Annotated in this window: 16 protein-coding genes; 2 read left to right on the top strand and 14 right to left on the bottom strand. The window is 61.5% G+C overall.

Annotation, left to right across the window (positions count from 1 at the left end; genetic code table 11):
* Positions 1–95: 95 nt before the first annotated feature.
* Both fliK and KHO49_RS09465 read left to right on the top strand, forming a co-directional pair.
* The gene (fliK, locus tag KHO49_RS09470; protein ID WP_213664933.1) at positions 96–1,679 is read left to right on the top strand and encodes a flagellar hook-length control protein FliK; all 1,584 of its coding nucleotides are present in this window, start codon (positions 96–98) and stop codon (positions 1,677–1,679) included.
* Positions 1,676–2,005 carry an EscU/YscU/HrcU family type III secretion system export apparatus switch protein gene (locus KHO49_RS09465; protein WP_170001268.1) on the top strand — a complete coding sequence of 110 codons (330 nt, stop codon included), beginning with the start codon at positions 1,676–1,678 and terminating at the stop codon, positions 2,003–2,005. Before fliK ends, KHO49_RS09465 begins: the two co-directional genes overlap by 4 nt.
* 59 nt (positions 2,006–2,064) lie before the next feature.
* Here the strand turns inward: KHO49_RS09465 and KHO49_RS09460 are convergent, their stop codons facing one another.
* The 14 genes from KHO49_RS09460 to flhA form a co-directional block, all read right to left on the bottom strand.
* A complete protein-coding gene (locus KHO49_RS09460) occupies positions 2,065–2,457 on the bottom strand; it encodes a DUF2802 domain-containing protein (RefSeq protein WP_102864001.1) in 393 nt (130 codons plus the stop codon).
* Positions 2,458–2,940, bottom strand: a complete 483-nt coding sequence (locus KHO49_RS09455; RefSeq protein ID WP_011060011.1) for a chemotaxis protein CheW — start codon at positions 2,938–2,940, stop codon at positions 2,458–2,460.
* Between the two features lie 79 nt (positions 2,941–3,019).
* Positions 3,020–3,910 (bottom strand): CheW domain-containing protein, encoded by an 891-nt coding sequence (locus KHO49_RS09450; RefSeq protein ID WP_110595163.1) that lies wholly within the window; start codon positions 3,908–3,910, stop codon positions 3,020–3,022.
* Between the two features lie 84 nt (positions 3,911–3,994).
* Positions 3,995–4,783 (bottom strand): ParA family protein, encoded by a 789-nt coding sequence (locus tag KHO49_RS09445; RefSeq protein WP_102864003.1) that lies wholly within the window; start codon positions 4,781–4,783, stop codon positions 3,995–3,997.
* A 50-nt stretch (positions 4,784–4,833) separates the two neighbouring features.
* Positions 4,834–5,721: a flagellar motor protein MotD gene (gene motD, locus KHO49_RS09440; protein ID WP_502937880.1), complete on the bottom strand. Its 888-nt coding sequence runs from the start codon at positions 5,719–5,721 to the stop codon at positions 4,834–4,836.
* Positions 5,721–6,461, bottom strand: coding sequence for a flagellar motor protein (locus tag KHO49_RS09435; protein ID WP_102864005.1), 741 nt, complete (start codon positions 6,459–6,461; stop codon positions 5,721–5,723). The genes motD and KHO49_RS09435 overlap by 1 nt, the downstream gene beginning before the upstream one ends.
* Positions 6,461–7,576, bottom strand: coding sequence for a protein-glutamate methylesterase/protein-glutamine glutaminase (locus KHO49_RS09430; RefSeq protein ID WP_102864006.1), 1,116 nt, complete (start codon positions 7,574–7,576; stop codon positions 6,461–6,463). The genes KHO49_RS09435 and KHO49_RS09430 overlap by 1 nt, the downstream gene beginning before the upstream one ends.
* Positions 7,577–7,623: 47 nt before the next feature.
* Positions 7,624–9,891 carry a chemotaxis protein CheA gene (locus KHO49_RS09425; RefSeq protein ID WP_110595162.1) on the bottom strand — a complete coding sequence of 756 codons (2,268 nt, stop codon included), beginning with the start codon at positions 9,889–9,891 and terminating at the stop codon, positions 7,624–7,626.
* A gap of 12 nt (positions 9,892–9,903) precedes the next feature.
* On the bottom strand, positions 9,904–10,692 hold the full coding sequence (locus KHO49_RS09420) for a protein phosphatase CheZ (protein ID WP_102864008.1): 789 nt from the start codon (positions 10,690–10,692) through the stop codon (positions 9,904–9,906).
* Between the two features lie 30 nt (positions 10,693–10,722).
* Positions 10,723–11,094 carry a chemotaxis response regulator CheY gene (locus KHO49_RS09415; protein ID WP_003183998.1) on the bottom strand — a complete coding sequence of 124 codons (372 nt, stop codon included), beginning with the start codon at positions 11,092–11,094 and terminating at the stop codon, positions 10,723–10,725.
* A 165-nt stretch (positions 11,095–11,259) separates the two neighbouring features.
* A complete protein-coding gene (gene fliA / locus KHO49_RS09410) occupies positions 11,260–12,000 on the bottom strand; it encodes an RNA polymerase sigma factor FliA (RefSeq protein WP_011060003.1) in 741 nt (246 codons plus the stop codon).
* The gene (gene fleN / locus KHO49_RS09405; RefSeq protein ID WP_016963180.1) at positions 11,997–12,827 is read right to left on the bottom strand and encodes a flagellar synthesis regulator FleN; all 831 of its coding nucleotides are present in this window, start codon (positions 12,825–12,827) and stop codon (positions 11,997–11,999) included. Before fleN ends, fliA begins: the two co-directional genes overlap by 4 nt.
* Before the next feature lie 118 nt (positions 12,828–12,945).
* Positions 12,946–14,268 carry a flagellar biosynthesis GTPase FlhF gene (gene flhF / locus KHO49_RS09400; RefSeq protein WP_102864009.1) on the bottom strand — a complete coding sequence of 441 codons (1,323 nt, stop codon included), beginning with the start codon at positions 14,266–14,268 and terminating at the stop codon, positions 12,946–12,948.
* Between the two features lie 11 nt (positions 14,269–14,279).
* The gene (gene flhA / locus KHO49_RS09395) at positions 14,280–16,409 is read right to left on the bottom strand and encodes a flagellar biosynthesis protein FlhA (RefSeq protein WP_102864010.1); all 2,130 of its coding nucleotides are present in this window, start codon (positions 16,407–16,409) and stop codon (positions 14,280–14,282) included.
* Positions 16,410–16,541: the final 132 nt, after the last annotated feature.

Genomic DNA, 16,541 nt, shown 5'->3' with positions numbered 1-16,541 from the left:
ATTTGCAATGTTTTCCCCACTCCCCCAAAGACGGGCGGCATTATACATGCGAAGCCCTACTCTCAAGAGGGCTAATTTCCACAGGTTGTGTCCGAATGACTGGCGAAATAAACATCCTGCCACTGCCCCAGGTGCCCGCTCCCGGCCCCTCGCGCCCTCAGCCGATCAGCGGCGAACTGCTCAAGCTGGTGCCGCCACTGGAAGGCTTGATTGCCGCCGGTCAGAGCGCCAAGGCTGAAGTGCTGTCGCTCAAGCAGACCGACCAGACCTTCCAGCTGCTGCTCAAGGTGACCCTGGACAACGGCCGGCAAACCACCGTGCAAGCCACCAGCAGCCAGCCCTTGCCCCAGGGCACCAGCCTGGCGGTGATCCAACCTTCGGCCGGCAACCTGGCGATCACCGTGCAGCAGGCCATTGCCTCCAGCGTCGCCGCCCTGACGCGCCTGGATACCAGCCAACTGCCCGCCGGCACCCTGCTCCAGGGCAAGGTGCTGACTACCCAGCTCCTGCCCCAGGGCAGCAATCAGCCGGCGATCTACCGTTCCCTGGTGAGCCTGCTCAACACCGCGCAAAGTGGCGCCACCTTGAGCATCGACAGCCCGCAGCCGCTGCGTATCGGCAGCCTGCTCAGCGCCCAGGTGTCGGATGCACAGACCCTGAACTTCGTCCCTCTGGGCAACCGCCAGGAACAACTGGCCATCGCCGCACAACTGGCCAGCCAGCAAAGCCGCCAGGGTTCCCTGAACGGATTGATCAACCTTCTGCAGAACCTGCCCGCCGACAGCGAACTGGCCACTTCCTCCGCCGACCTGCGGGCCGCCGTGGAGCGCTTGCTGGCCGGTCTGCCGGACCATCAGCAGTTGAGCACCTCGCGCGGCGTGGCCCAGGCTCTGCTGGGCAGCGGCCTGTTTCTGGAAGCCAAGCTGCTGGCCGGCACCAATCCCGGTCAGACGCCAGACCTGAAGGGCGACCTGCTGCGCCTGATCGCCCAGTTGACCCCGGGGCTGCCCTCCTCCAGCAGCTTCAATGCGATCATCGCCGCCAACACCCTGGCGCAATCGCTGCCGAGCTTCGTGCGCAGCGCCCTGGGCACCCTCGGCCAGGTCAGCGCCAAGACCTCACCCAGCGGCTTCCCGCTGCCGGCACGGCTGCTGCAAAGCCTGGAGGGCGAAGGCGATCTGGAACACTTGCTGCGCCTGGCCGCCGCTGCGGTATCACGCCTGCAGAGCCATCAACTGGCGAGCCTGGAACAAAGCGGCCAGACCGACGATGGCCGGCAACTGACCACCTGGCAGCTGGAAATTCCCATGCGCAACCTGCAGGACATCGTGCCCTTGCAGGTCAAAATGCAGCGCGAAGAAGCGCCGGAACCTGAGCCGCAACAAAAACGTGAAGAGCGAGAATCCAAGCAGGCCTTGTGGCGGCTCGATCTGGCCTTCGACCTGGAGCCCCTGGGCCCGCTGCAGGTCCAGGCTCAACTGATTCAAGGTCGGCTGTCCAGCCAGCTGTGGGCCGAACGCCCCTACACCGCGAGCCTGATCGAAAGCCACCTGGGCAACCTGCGCGAACGCCTGCTGGCTTCAGGGCTGGATGTCGGTGACCTGGACTGCCACCTGGGCATCCCGCCCCAGGGCCCGCAAACCCGATTGGAACAACGCTGGGTCGACGAAACCGCATGAAGCACACACCTCCTCCACGCCAGGCCATTGCCCTCAAGTACGACGGCCAGCAAGCCCCGGCCCTGACCGCCAAGGGTGACGATGAACTGGCCGAAGCCATCCTGAAGATCGCCCGGGACTATGAAGTGCCGATCTATGAGAACGCCGAGCTGGTGAAGCTGTTGGCGCGCCTGGAGTTGGGCGAGAGCATTCCACCGGAGCTGTACCGGACCATCGCCGAAATCATCGCCTTCGCCTGGAACCTCAAGGGCAAGTTTCCGGCCGGGCATGATCCGCATCAGGTGGAACTGGAGAAAGACATCACCGAGCGCGGTGACGATTATTGAAGAGAAGCCGCGGTAAGCGCTAAGTCGCAAGCCTCCCTCGGGAAGCTTGCGACTTGTGGCTAGCCTTTGTGCAGCTTGCTGACCAGCTCCGCCTCGGCCTGGGTCAGGCCGCAGGACTGGGTCAGCTCGTCGACACTGGCGCCCATGCCCACCAGGCGCGCGGCCTGGGCGAAGGACAGGCTGGAGGGGTCACGCTGCTCCAGTTGGGCCAGTTTGTCCGGCAACGGCGCCACCACCGCTCGCAGCTCGTGCAGATCCTCGCCCATGCGCACCGTACCGCTCTGGTAATGATCGACGCGCTTGGCCAGCTCCTTGATCCGCTGGTCGCGCACGGCATCGCCTTCGGCCTGCTGGGCAGCGATCTGCCGCTGATTGCGGGTGTACGACAGGAATAGCGCCACAGTGGCGACCCAAAGGATCGCCAGGACAATCACCGCTACCTCGAGGATCAATCAGATACTCTCCAGTTCCGACCATTCCTCTTCGCTCATCATCTTGTCCAGTTCAACCAGAATCAGCAGTTCGCCGTTCTTGTTGCAGACACCCTGAATGAACTTGGCCGACTCTTCGTTACCGACATTCGGCGCGGTCTCGACTTCCGACTGACGCAGGTAAACCACTTCCGCCACGCTGTCGACCATGATCCCGACCACTTGCTTGTCGGCTTCGATGATGACGATCCGGGTGTTGTCGTTGACTTCGGTCGGCACCAGGCCGAAACGCTGACGGGTGTCGATCACGGTGACCACATTGCCCCGCAGGTTGATGATCCCCAGCACATAGCTGGGAGCACCCGGTACCGGAGCGATCTCGGTGTAGCGCAGGACTTCCTGGACGCGCATCACGTTGATGCCGTAGGACTCGTTATCCAGCTTGAAGGTGACCCATTGCAGGATCGGATCTTCGGAACCCTGTGCAGACGACGACTTATTCATACCCTGACCCCTCAAAAAACCGTTGAAAACGGCGTGTGTTCTGTGTGGCCACGTCCGACGGACGTAGCCTGTTGTTGGTTTACTTCGGCTTGTGGGCCGCTTGACTGATAGCCATCTGCTTGGCGCCACCGGTGGCAATCAACTCGGCCAGTTCAGCAACGTCAAGCAAGGCGCACATATGCTCAATCACCGTGCCGGCCAGCCACGGACGCTGGCCACGATGACTGCGCCACTTGATTTCGTTGGGGTCCAGGCGCAGGGAGCGACTGACCTGATGCACTGCCAGCCCCCACTCGTAGCCCTGGACCGAGATCACATACTGCAAGCCCTGGCGAAAATCATCACGGTAGCGATCCGGCATGACCCAGCGAGCGGTATCCAGGACTTTCAGATTACCGGCCTGGCTCGGCAGGATGCCGAGGAACCATTCCGGCTGGCCGAACAGCGGTGTCAGTTCCTGCCCCGCCAGGGAATAGATCGACCCCAGGCACACCAACGGCACTGCCAGGGTCAGGCCGGCGACATCGAACAACAGGCACTCGAAAGGTTCGGCCGCCCAGCTGGGACGGTCGCTACCGGAAACCGGAGGCGGTGTATTGTTCGGCGGCAGATGAACTTCCACCAGTGGCGGCACCAGGGCCTGGAGCATCGGCACCACCGGCGAGATCGAGCTCGGCAAGGGTTCCGGCGCCTCCATTACCGCAGGTGTAGGTGCAGGTGCAGCATCCCGGACAGCAGGTGCCGCCTGGTGCTGGGCCTGTGCGTCCCGCGCCTGCTCTTCCAATACGGCAGCCTGGAACTCATCCAGCACTTCGCTGGAAGCCGGGGACATTACCGGCGGGACCGGCGGAGCAACCTGGACCGGAGGCTCCGGTAGCTGTTCCTCTTCGGTAGCATCCTGCAGCAAAGCGTCCAGGTACGACTGCAGCGCCAGCTGAGGCCGGCTCTTGATATCCAGAGGACGGTTCATGAGGATGCCCACGCAAAAACCCCGATACAGTGATCTGTAGGGGTTATCGGCCGAGCGGTCGAGTGACTTGAATAGCGCTTCACGTCAAGCCACCTGCGCCACGAGTTGTTGGGCCAGCAGATGCTTGAGCAAGGCCTTGTAGGCCAGTACACCGCGGCTCTTGCCATCGAACTGAGATGGGGTGACCCCTGCCCGGCTGGCATCCCGCAAGCGGGTATCCACCGGGATATAGCCCTGCCAGATTTCGTCGGGAAACTTGTCCCGCAGAATGCGCAGAGTGCCCAGGGAAGCCTGGGTCCGGCGGTCGAACAGGGTCGGCACAATGGTGAACGGCAGCGGCTGCTTGCGCGAGCGATTGACCATCGCCAGGGTGTTGACCATGCGCTCCAGCCCCTTGACCGCCAAGTGCTCGGTCTGCACCGGGATCACCAGCTGCTGGCTGGCCGCCAGGGCGTTGACCATCAACACACCGAGCAGCGGCGGGCTGTCGATCACCGCGTAATCGAAGTCCTGCCACAGCTGTGCCAGGCTCTTGGCGATCACCAGGCCCAAACCACTCTGCCCCGGTGACTGACGCTCAAGGGTGGCCAGGGCGGTGCTCGACGGCAACAGTGAAATGCGCTCATGGCTGGTGCCCAGCAACAACTGGCCCGGCAGGTCCTGGGGCACATTGCCCTTGTGCAGGAACAGGTCGTAGCTGCTGTGCTCCAGGCTGTCCGGGTCATAGCCGAAGTAGCTGGTCATGGAACCGTGGGGGTCGAGATCGACCACGACCACGCGCTTGCCCGCCTCGGCCAGCAAACCGGCTAAAGCGATGGAACTGGTGGTTTTACCGACACCACCCTTTTGATTGGCAACTGCCCAGACTCTCATTCGGTTTGTTCCTCCCGCCCGGCCACAGCGGGGCGAGACATAGCGCTAAGTTATAAAGCGGGTGACGGAGAATTGACGGCGCTTCCCTGTACCGGCGTTTTCACTGGGGTTGGTGCAGTTTGTGTGCCAGCACGCTTGAGTGCCGCATCCGGTGTCGCGTTGGCGGTTCCGGTACCGGTCAGGCTGCGACGCACATCCAGGTTGCGCGATACCACCAGCACCACCCGGCGATTGCGTGCCCGGCCTTCGGCAGTGGCATTGTTGGCCACCGGCTGGAACTCGCCATACCCCACCGAAGCCATTCGCGCGGGGTTCACCCCCTGCATCGCCAGCATCCGCACGATGCTCGCCGAGCGGGCCGAAGACAACTCCCAGTTGGTCGGGTACTGCGCGGTCTGGATCGGCAGGTTGTCGGTGAAGCCTTCGACATGAATCGGGTTGTCGAAGGGTCTGAGGATCTTCGCCACCTTGTCGATGATGGTGAACGCCTGATCGCTGGGCATGGCATCGCCGCTGCCGAACAACAGGCTGGAGTTGAGTTCGATCTCCACCCACAACTCATTGCCACGCACGGTCATCTGGTTGGAGCTGATCAGGTCGCCAAAAGCGGCGCTGATGTCATCGGCGATGCTTTTCAGCGGATCACTGCCACCGGAGATGCCGGCGTCGGTCTGTTCGCTGTCCTTGACCAGCGGCTTGGCCGGGGTCACGGTCTTGGGCCGCTCGTCACCGATGGGAATCGGCTTGAGACTGCGATCGGAGTCGGTGAAGACCCCGATCAAGGCTTCGGAAATCACCTTGTACTTGCCCTCGTTGATCGAGGAGATGGAGTACATGACCACGAAAAACGCGAACAGCAAGGTGATGAAGTCGGCGTAGGAAACCAACCAGCGTTCGTGGTTGACGTGTTCTTCTTGCTGGCGACGACGAGCCATAATCAGTCCATGAAGCCTTGCAGCTTCAACTCGATGGAGCGAGGGTTTTCGCCTTCGGCAATCGACAGAATGCCTTCGAGCAACATTTCCCGGTAACGGGACTGGCGCAAGGCAATGGCCTTGAGCTTGGCCGCGATCGGCAACAGCACCAGGTTGGCGCTAGCCACACCGTAGATGGTGGCGACGAAGGCCACGGCGATACCACTGCCCAACTGCGATGGATCAGCCAGGTTGCCCATCACGTGGATCAGGCCCATCACCGCACCGATGATGCCGATGGTCGGCGCATAGCCGCCCATGCTTTCGAAGACCTTGGCAGCCTCAATATCGCGGCTCTCCTGAGTGTAGAAGTCCACCTCAAGGATGCTGCGGATGGCTTCCGGCTCGGCACCATCGACCAACAGCTGCAAGCCTTTGCGCGAATAGGTGTCAGGCTCGGCGTCCGCCACGCCTTCCAGGCCCAGCAGGCCCTCCTTGCGCGCGGTCAGGCTCCAGTTGACCACCCGATCGATGCCCCCGGGCAGGTCCACCCGAGGCGGAAACAGAATCCACACCAGGATCTGCATGGCTCGCTTGAAGGCACTCAAAGGCGACTGCAGCAAGGCCGCGCCGATGGTCCCGCCGAGCACGATCAGTGCCGCCGGGCCATTGGCCAGGGCCGACAGGTGCCCCCCTTCCAGGTAGTTGCCGCCAATGATGGCGACAAACGCCATGATGATCCCGATAAGGCTGAGCACATCCATCAGAGACAGGCCTCGACCAGATGCCGGCCGATGTCGTCCAGGCTGTACACCGCGTCCGCCAGATTGGCTTTGACGATGGCCATGGGCATGCCATAGATCACGCAGCTGGCTTCATCCTGGGCCCAGACCGCGCTGCCGCCCTGCTTGAGCAGACGCGCGCCTTCACGACCGTCAGCGCCCATACCGGTCAGCACCACCGCCAGAACTTTGTCGCTGTAGGATTTGGCTGCAGAACCGAAGGTGATGTCCACGCATGGCTTGTAGTTCAGGCGCTCGTCGCCAGGAAGAATCTTCACCGCGCCACGACCGTCGATCATCATCTGCTTGCCGCCCGGCGCCAGCAGCGCCAGGCCTGGACGCAGGATGTCGCCATCCTCCGCTTCCTTGACGCTGATCCGGCACAGCTTGTCCAAACGCTCGGCAAAGGCCTTGGTGAAGGCCGCGGGCATATGCTGAATCAGCACGATAGGTGCCGGGAAGTTGGCCGGCAGTTGGGTCAGGACCCGCTGCAGCGCCACCGGGCCACCGGTGGAAGTACCGATCGCCACCAGCTTGTAGGCCTTGCGCTTGGGCGCCGGCGATGCCGGGCCGGCAGCCGGTGCAGGAGCACGGACTGGAGCAGGCGCAGGCGCCGGACGACTGCCGCCAAAACTCGACGGCGCCGGAGCCGGTGCAGCCGGTTGCGGCGCCGGGGCGCTGTAGCTGCTGAAACGGCGATTACTGCGCGAAATGCTGTGGACTTTCTCGCACAGCAGTTGCTTGACCTTCTCGGGGTTGCGCGAGATGTCTTCGAAATTCTTCGGCAGGAAATCCACAGCCCCGGCATCCAGCGCGTCGAGGGTCACTCGAGCGCCTTCGTGGGTCAGGGAAGAGAACATCAGGACCGGCGTCGGGCAGCGCTGCATGATATGCCGCACTGCGGTGATGCCATCCATCATCGGCATCTCGTAGTCCATGGTGATCACGTCCGGCTTGAGGGCCAGGGCCTGATCGATCGCCTCTTTACCATTGGTCGCCGTACCGACGACCTGGATATTCGAATCCGCTGAAAGAATTTCCGAGACGCGGCGGCGGAAAAAACCCGAATCGTCCACCACCAGGACTTTGACTGCCATAAACACTCCGTTAGGTGGGGCGAGGCCAACCGCCCCTCCCCGCCGAATCAAATACGCCGTGCGGCGTAACGCTTGAGCATGCTCGGAACATCGAGAATCAGAGCGATGCGGCCGTCACCGGTAATGGTGGCGCCGGACATGCCCGGGGTTCCCTGAAGCATTTTGCCCAAGGGCTTGATGACCACTTCTTCCTGGCCTACCAGTTGGTCGACGACAAAGCCGATCCGCTGGGTGCCCACCGAAAGGATCACTACGTGGCCTTCACGCTGCTCTTCATGAGCCGCGGAACTGACCAGCCAGCGCTTGAGGTAGAACAGGGGCAATGCCTTGTCACGCACGATCACCACTTCCTGGCCATCCACCACATTGGTGCGGGACAGATCGAGGTGGAAAATCTCGTTGACGTTGACCAGAGGGAAAGCGAACGCCTGGTTGCCCAGCATCACCATCAGGGTCGGCATGATCGCCAGGGTCAACGGCACCTTGATGACGATCTTCGAGCCCTGGCCCTTGGTCGAGTAGATGTTGATCGAGCCATTGAGCTGGGAAATCTTGGTCTTCACCACGTCCATGCCCACACCACGGCCGGAGACGTCGGAGATCTCGGTCTTGGTGGAGAAGCCCGGGGCGAAGATCAGGTTGTAGCACTCGGTGTCGCTCAGGCGGTCGGCCGCGTCCTTGTCCATCACGCCGCGCTTGACGGCAATGGCTCGCAGAACGTTGGGGTCCATGCCCTTGCCGTCGTCGGAAATCGACAGGAGGATGTGGTCACCTTCCTGCTCCGCCGCCAGCACCACTTTGCCGCCACGGGCCTTGCCCGAGGCTTCGCGCTCTTCCGGCGACTCGATGCCATGGTCCACCGCGTTGCGCACCAAGTGCACCAGCGGATCGGCCAGGGCCTCGACCAGGTTCTTGTCGAGGTCGGTTTCTTCCCCCACCAGCTCCAGGTTGATCTCTTTCTTGAGCTGTCGGGCCAAGTCGCGAACCAGACGCGGGAAGCGCCCGAACACCTTCTTGATCGGCTGCATGCGGGTCTTCATCACCGCGGTCTGCAGGTCGGCCGTCACCACGTCCAGGTTCGACACGGCCTTGGACATGGCTTCGTCGCCGCTGTTGAGCCCCAGGCGCACCAGACGGTTACGCACCAGAACCAGCTCGCCCACCATGTTCATGATTTCGTCCAGGCGCGCGGTATCGACCCGCACCGTGGTTTCTGCTTCGCTGGCAGGCTTTTCCGCTGGTGGCGCAGCTGCGGCACGAGCCGGTGCCGGCGCTGCAGCCGCTGCCGGTTTTGGCGCCTCGGCCTTGGCTTCGGGCTTCTTCGCCACGGGCTTGGCGACGGCGGTGCTGGTTGCAGCGGCCGGTGCCGCGGCAACAGCCGCTGCCGGTTTGGCCGCACCCGGAGCTTCAGAGAACTTGCCCTTGCCGTGCAGCTCATCGAGCAGGGATTCGAATTCGTGATCGGTGATCAGGTCGCTGCCGGCTGCGGCGGCGCTTGGCGCCGGCGCGGCAGGCACCGCGGCCACTGCTGACTCCAGTGCGTCCACGGCAAAGTTGCCCTTGCCATGCAACTGGTCCAGCAGGGCTTCGAATTCGTCATCGGTGATTTCGTCGCCCGCCGCGGCAGCACCAGCGGCAGCAGGAGGCGCTGCGGTGGCTACGGCATCGGGTGCGAACTGCCCCTTACCATGCAGTTGGTCCAGCAGGGACTCAAACTCAGCATCGGTGATCTCGTCGCTGGCGGGCTCGCCCTCGGCCACCGGTGCGGCAGCAGGTGCGGCTTCGGCGTCGGCCTTGGCGGCATTCAGCGAGTCGAGCAAGAGTTCGAATTCGTTATCGGTGATGTCCCCTGACGGAGCCTGCGCTTCAGGCTCGACAACGGCTTCGGCCACTTCTTCAACCACCGGCGCTGCAGGTTCGGCACCGGCAGGCTCAGCCAAGCGCGCCAAGGCGGCCAGCAGCTCAGGTGTCGCGGCAGTAATTTCGGTGCGCTCACGGACCTGGCCAAACATGCCGTTCACCGCGTCCAGAGCCTCAAGCACCACGTCCATCAGTTCCGAGTCGACCCGCCGCTCACCCTTGCGCAGGATGTCGAAGACGTTCTCGGCGATGTGACAGCACTCCACCAGCTCATTGAGCTGGAGGAAGCCGGCGCCCCCTTTAACAGTGTGAAAACCGCGAAAAATTGCATTGAGCAAGTCCGCATCATCTGGCCGGCTTTCCAGCTCGACCAGTTGTTCGGACAGTTGCTCTAGAATCTCGCCGGCCTCAACCAGGAAATCCTGAAGGATCTCTTCATCGGCGCCGAAGCTCATTAATGGGTGCTCCTAGAATCCAAGGCTGGAAAGCAAATCGTCTACATCGTCCTGACCGGACATAACGTCTTCCCGTTTATCGGCATGAATCTGCGGACCTTCACCCTTGGCGAGATGTTTTTGCGGATCTTTTTCAGCGAGGATCGATTCACGGTCATGTTCGATGCCTGCGAAACGATCGACCTGACTGGCCATCAAGACGAGTTTGAGCAGATTGCTTTCGACTTCCGTGACCAACTGGGTCACACGCTTGATCACCTGACCGGTCAGGTCCTGGTAATCCTGCGCCAGCAGAATGTCGTTGAGGTGGCCCGAGACGGTGCGGGTTTCCTGCTCGCTGCGCGTCAGGAAACTGTCGACCCGGCGTGCCAGTTCGCGAAACTCTTCAGCGCCGACCTCGCGCCGCATAAAGCGCCCCCAGTCTGCGCTCAAGGCCTGGGCTTCAGTGCTCAGGCCATTGACCAACGGAGTGCTGATCTCTACCAGATCCATGGTGCGGTTGGCGGCGGCTTCCGTGAGCCGGACCACATAGGACAGGCGCTCAGTGGCATCCGTGATCTGTGAAACTTCCTCGGCTTGCGGCATGTGCGGGTCAATCTGGAAATTGACGATCGCGCTATGCAGCTCGCGGGTGAGCTTGCCCACTTCCTGATACAGGCCGCGGTCACGGGTCTGATTGAGCTCATGGATCAATTGCACCGCTTCGCCAAACCTGCCCTTTTCAAGGCTTTCGACCAGTTCCAGCGCATGTTTTTTCAGGGTCGACTCAAAGTCGCCCAGTGAAGATTCGTTATGCTCCATAGCTCCCCCGTGGCGGAATGGCTACGTACATCAACCGATGCGTTCGAAGATCTTTTCGATCTTCTCTTTCAACGCCTGAGCCGTGAATGGTTTGACGACATAGCCGTTTACGCCGGCCTGGGCCGCTTCGATGATCTGCTCGCGCTTGGCTTCAGCAGTCACCATCAATACCGGCAGGTGCTTGAGTTTTTCATCGGCACGCACGTGGCGCAGCAGGTCGATACCGGTCATGCCCGGCATGTTCCAGTCCGTTACCAGAAAGTCGATGCTCCCGCTGTTGAGTACCGGAATGGCGGTAGTGCCATCGTCGGCCTCGACCGTGTTGGTGAAACCCAGATCACGCAACAGGTTTTTTATGATCCGCCGCATCGTTGAAAAGTCATCAACGATGAGGATTTTCATGTTCTTGTCCAATTCGACCTCCAAGCAGTCTTAAACGCATCCAGCACCTGAACGCGCCATTCAATCAATTCGGCATAACACACAACGACTGCATGGAGCACATACTGCAAGACCGGTGCAGCGCTTGCTTCACCGGTCCTGATCGCAGTGTCCCCACACTGCCTGTCAGCGCGCTCGCCACTCCCCCAAACGCCCCCGCAAGCGGGCTGCGCACTGGCTATGTAACTGGCTGACCCGCGACTCGCTGACCCCCAGGACCTCACCGATTTCCTTGAGGTTCAGCTCTTCGTCGTAGTACAGCGCCAACACCAGTCGCTCGCGCTCCGGCAAATTGGCAATCGCATCCGCCAACGCAGCCTGGAAGCGTTCATCCTCCAGGTCCCGTGACGGCTCGAGATGAGCACTGGCGCCATCCTCATGCAGCCCTTCATGTTCGCCGTCCTGCAACAGATCGTCGAAACTGAACAGGCGGCTGCCCAAGGTGTCGTTCAAAATCCCGTAATAATCGTCGAGACTCAATTGAAGTTCGGCCGCAACTTCGTGATCTTTAGCGTCGCGACCGGTTTTAGCTTCAATTGCGCGAATGGCATCACTGACCATGCGCGTATTACGGTGCACCGAACGCGGTGCCCAATCGCCTTTGCGAACCTCGTCGAGCATCGCCCCGCGGATACGGATACCCGCGTAGGTTTCGAAACTCGCCCCCTTGCTCGCGTCGTACTTGGTCGACACTTCGAGCAAACCGATCATTCCGGCCTGAATCAGGTCTTCCACCTGAACACTGGCCGGCAACCGCGCCAGCAGGTGATAGGCAATACGCTTGACCAGGGGCGCGTAGCGCTCGATCAATTCGTATTGGCTGTCACGTGCCGACTTCTTGTAGAGGTTGTAGCCGCTGGCAGTCATAGCACCGGTCCCGCTGTTTGATGCACTAGGCGCTCGACAAAAAACTCCAGATGCCCGCGTGGGTTCGCCGGCAACGGCCAGGTATCGACTTTTTGCGCGATGGCCTTGAACGCCAATGCACACTTCGAACGAGGAAAGGCTTCATAGACCGCACGCTGCTTTTGCACGGCCTTGCGTACGCTTTCGTCGTAGGGAACTGCGCCGACGTATTGTAAGGCCACGTCCAGGAAACGATCCGTGACCTTGGTCAATTTTGCAAACAGGTTGCGCCCTTCCTGAGGACTCTGGGCCATGTTGGCCAAAACCCGGAAACGGTTCATGCCGTAATCGCGGTTGAGCAACTTGATCAGCGCGTAAGCGTCGGTGATGGAGGTCGGTTCGTCGCAGACCACCAGCAACACTTCCTGGGCTGCGCGGACGAAACTGACTACCGAGTCACCAATGCCCGCAGCGGTGTCGATCACCAGCACATCGAGATTGTCGCCGATGTCGCTGAAGGCCTGGATCAGGCCCGCATGCTGGGCAGGACTCAGGTGCACCATGCTTTGGGTGCCCGAGGCGGCCGGAACGATGCGAATGCCGCCAGGCCCCTGGAGCAGCACGTCGCGCAGCTCACAGCGCCCTTCGATGACATCCGCCAGGGTGCGTTTGGGGGTCAGACCCAGTAGGACATCGACGTTGGCCAGTCCCAGATCGGCGTCCAGCAGCAAGACCCGCCGACCGAGCTCAGCCAGAGCCAGGGACAAGTTCACTGACACATTAGTCTTGCCGACGCCACCTTTGCCGCCGGTCACCGCAATCACCTGTACGGGATGCATGCTGCCCATGTTCTTTCTTTACCTTGTCTTACTTAGACGGGGCCACATAACTGGCTGCGCGTTCACCATTGGAACAATGCATGGCAGACCATCGATGTAGATACACTGCAATCTATTCATGTCTACCTCAGCCGACCCGCTTGGTCGGGCTGTGATAGAGGTCAGCGAACATGTCGGCCATGGCTTCTTCGCTGGGTTCTTCCTGCATCTGCACACTGACAGCACGACTCACCAACTGGTGGCGGCGAGGCAGATGCAAATCGTCGGGAATCCGTGGGCCATCGGTGAGATAGGCCACTGGCAATTCGTGACTGATGGCCAGGCTCAAGACCTCGCCAAGACTAGCTGTTTCATCCAGTTTCGTGAGGATGCAACCGGCCAGACCGCAGCGTTTGTAGCTGTGGTAGGCAGCCGTCAGCACCTGCTTCTGGCTGGTGGTGGCCAGCACCAGGTAATTCTTCGCCCGAATCCCACGACCGGCCAGGCTTTCCAGTTGCATGCGCAACGCCGGGTCGCTGGCTTGCAGGCCGGCGGTGTCGATCAACACCACGCGTTTGCGCAGCAGCGGGTCCAGGGCTTGAGCCAGGGACTGACCAGGATCGACATGGGTCACCGACACATTAAGGATGCGCCCCAGGGTCTTGAGCTGCTCCTGGGCGCCAATACGGAAGCTGTCCATGCTCACCAGGGCAATGTTCTGTGCGCCGTACTTGAGTACATAGCGCGCTGCCAGCTTGGCCAGGGTGGTGGTCTTGCCCATGCCGGCAGGACCGACCATGGCAATCACGCCCCCCTCTTCGAGTGGCTCGACTTCCGGGGTCTGGATCATCCGCGCCAGGTGCGCCAGCAACATGCGCCAGGCCTGGCGGGGCTCGTCGATTTCGCTGATCAGTGCCAGCAGGTCGCGCGCCAGCGGGCCGGACAGGCCGATGCGCTGCAGGCGACGCCAGAGGTTGGCCTGCTCCGGGCGGCTGCCCTGCAACTGACTCCAGGCCAGGGAGCCCAACTGCACTTCCAGCAGCTCACGCAGACCGTTGAGTTCGAAACGCATGGAGTCCAAGGCCCGGTTATCGGGCGCCGGAGCAACAGGAGCCGGGGCCGGACGCGGACGTTCGGTCAGGGTCGGCTCGATCAGCGGCTCGGCGGCAGTCAACGGCAGACCGGCGAACAACTGGCGATTGGTGATCGAGGCACTGTCGCCCTCGCCCCGCAGGCTCAGTTCGGCCTGGGCGGTGACGATACGCGACTGGGTCTTGCGCAACTCGTCTTCAAGTTCCATGTTCGGAACCCGCGGCGACAAGGCTGACAACTTGTAATCCAGGGCAGCCGTCAACTCGACGCCCCCGGCAATCCGCCGGTTGCCGATAATGGCGGCTTCAGCGCCCAACTCATCACGAACCAGTTTCATGGCCTGACGCATATCGGCGGCGAAAAAACGCTTAACTTGCATAACCCACTACCTCAGCCGTTGGGCCCTACTGTCGCAACGATGGTCACTTGCTTGTTGTCGGGAATTTCCTGGTACGCCAGCACATGCAACCCGGGAACGGCGAGACGCCCGAACCGCGAGAGCATGGCGCGGACCGGACCCGCTACCAACAGAATCACCGGTTGACCTTGCATCTCTTGACGCTGCGCCGCTTCGATCAGCGAACGTTGCAGCTTTTCAGCCATGCTTGGCTCCAGCAGAACGCCTTCTTCCTGGCCTTGTCCTGCCTTCTGCAAACTGCTGAGCAAAATTTGTTCCAACCTTGGCTCCAAGGTAATCACAGGCAGCTCAGACTCAGTACCTACAATGCTTTGGACGATGGCGCGAGACAAGCCGACCCGAACCGCGGCAACCAAAGCGGCAGTATCTTGACTCTTGGCGGCATTGTTGGCGATCGCCTCGGCAATGCTGCGGATGTCCCGTACCGGCACCTGTTCGGCCAGCAGCGCCTGCAACACCTTGAGCAACTGCGACAACGACAGCACACCCGGCACCAACTCCTCGGCCAGCTTCGGCGAACTCTTGGCCAGCACTTGCAGCAGCTGCTGCACTTCCTCGTGACCAATCAGCTCGCTGGAGTGCTTGTAAAGAATCTGGTTCAAGTGGGTGGCGACCACGGTACTGGCGTCCACCACGGTGTAGCCCAGGGACTGCGCCTGAGGCCGCTGGCTGATTTCGATCCACACCGCCTCCAGGCCAAAGGCCGGGTCACGGGCCGAGATACCGTTGAGGGTGCCGTAGACCTGCCCGGGGTTGATCGCCAGTTCGCGATCCGGATAGATCTCGGCCTCCGCCAGGATCACCCCCATCAGGGTCAGGCGATAGGCACTGGGGGCCAGGTCCAGGTTGTCACGGATATGCACAGTGGGCATAAGGAAGCCCAGGTCCTGGGACAGCTTCTTGCGCACACCCTTGATCCGCGCCAGCAGTTGCCCGCCCTGGTTGCGATCCACCAAAGGAATCAGGCGGTAGCCAACTTCCAGGCCGATCATGTCGATCGGAGTCACATCGTCCCAACCCAGCTCCTTGGTCTCCATGGCCCGAGCCGGAGAAGGCAGCAAGTCTTGCTGACGCTGGACTTCTTCCTGAGCCTTGACCTTGACCAGGTTCTGCTTTCTCCAGAGCAGATAAGCCGCACCACCGGCCACTGCCGCCAGGCTGAGGAAGGAGAAGTGCGGCATGCCCGGCACCAGCCCCATCACCGCCATCAGGCCTGCAGCAACTGCCAGCGCCTTGGGCGAAGCGAACATCTGCCGGTTGATCTGCTTGCCCATATCTTCGGAGCCCGAAGCACGAGTCACCATGATGGCGGCCGCGGTGGACAGCAGCAGCGATGGCAACTGCGCCACCAAACCGTCACCGATGGTCAGCAAGGCATAGACCTTGCCGGCGTCGGCAAAGGTCATGTTGTGCTGGAAGATACCGACCGCCATGCCGCCGATCAGGTTGATGAAGAGGATCAGCAGGCCGGCGATGGCGTCGCCGCGAACGAACTTGCTGGCACCGTCCATGGAGCCGTAGAACTCGGCCTCCTGGGCCACTTCCAGACGGCGCAGCTTGGCCTGATTCTGATCGATCAGGCCGGCGTTGAGGTCGGCGTCGATGGCCATCTGTTTGCCGGGCATGGCATCCAGGGTGAAGCGCGCGCTCACCTCGGAAATCCGTCCGGCACCCTTGGTCACCACCACGAAGTTGATGATCATGAGGATCGCGAAGACCACGATACCCACGACATAGTTACCGCCGATCACCACCTCACCGAAGGCCTGGATCACCTTACCGGCGGCGGCATGGCCTTCCTGACCGTGGAGCATCACCACCCGGGTCGAGGCCACGTTGAGTGCCAACCGCAACAAGGTGGCTACCAGCAGAATGGTGGGGAACACCGCGAAATCCAGTGGTCGCAGGGCGTACACACAGACCAGCAGGACTACGATCGACAGGGCGATGTTGAAGGTGAAGAACACATCCAGCAGGAACGCCGGCACTGGCAGCATCATCATGGCCAGCATGACCAACAGCAGCACAGGTACACCCAGGTTGCCTCGACCGAGGTCAACCAGGTTACTGCGAGCCGTGTTGATTAACTGAGAGCGATCCACCGATTTACCCCGTTCCGTAAAGCAAACTTTTGACGCCTGAAGCGGCTCGGGGCTGCTACTGCAAGAAGCCTTCCAACTTTGCCAAAGCGGCGCAATCCCATCCTTGACCAGGAAGAACCGGGCTACCGGCGA

It is taken from the genome of Pseudomonas sp. RC4D1 (assembly GCF_018390395.1).
Classification (GTDB): domain Bacteria; phylum Pseudomonadota; class Gammaproteobacteria; order Pseudomonadales; family Pseudomonadaceae; genus Aquipseudomonas; species Aquipseudomonas danubii.
The sequence above is the reverse complement of the archived record's forward strand: the minus strand, read 5'-3'. Positions and strand labels throughout refer to the sequence as shown.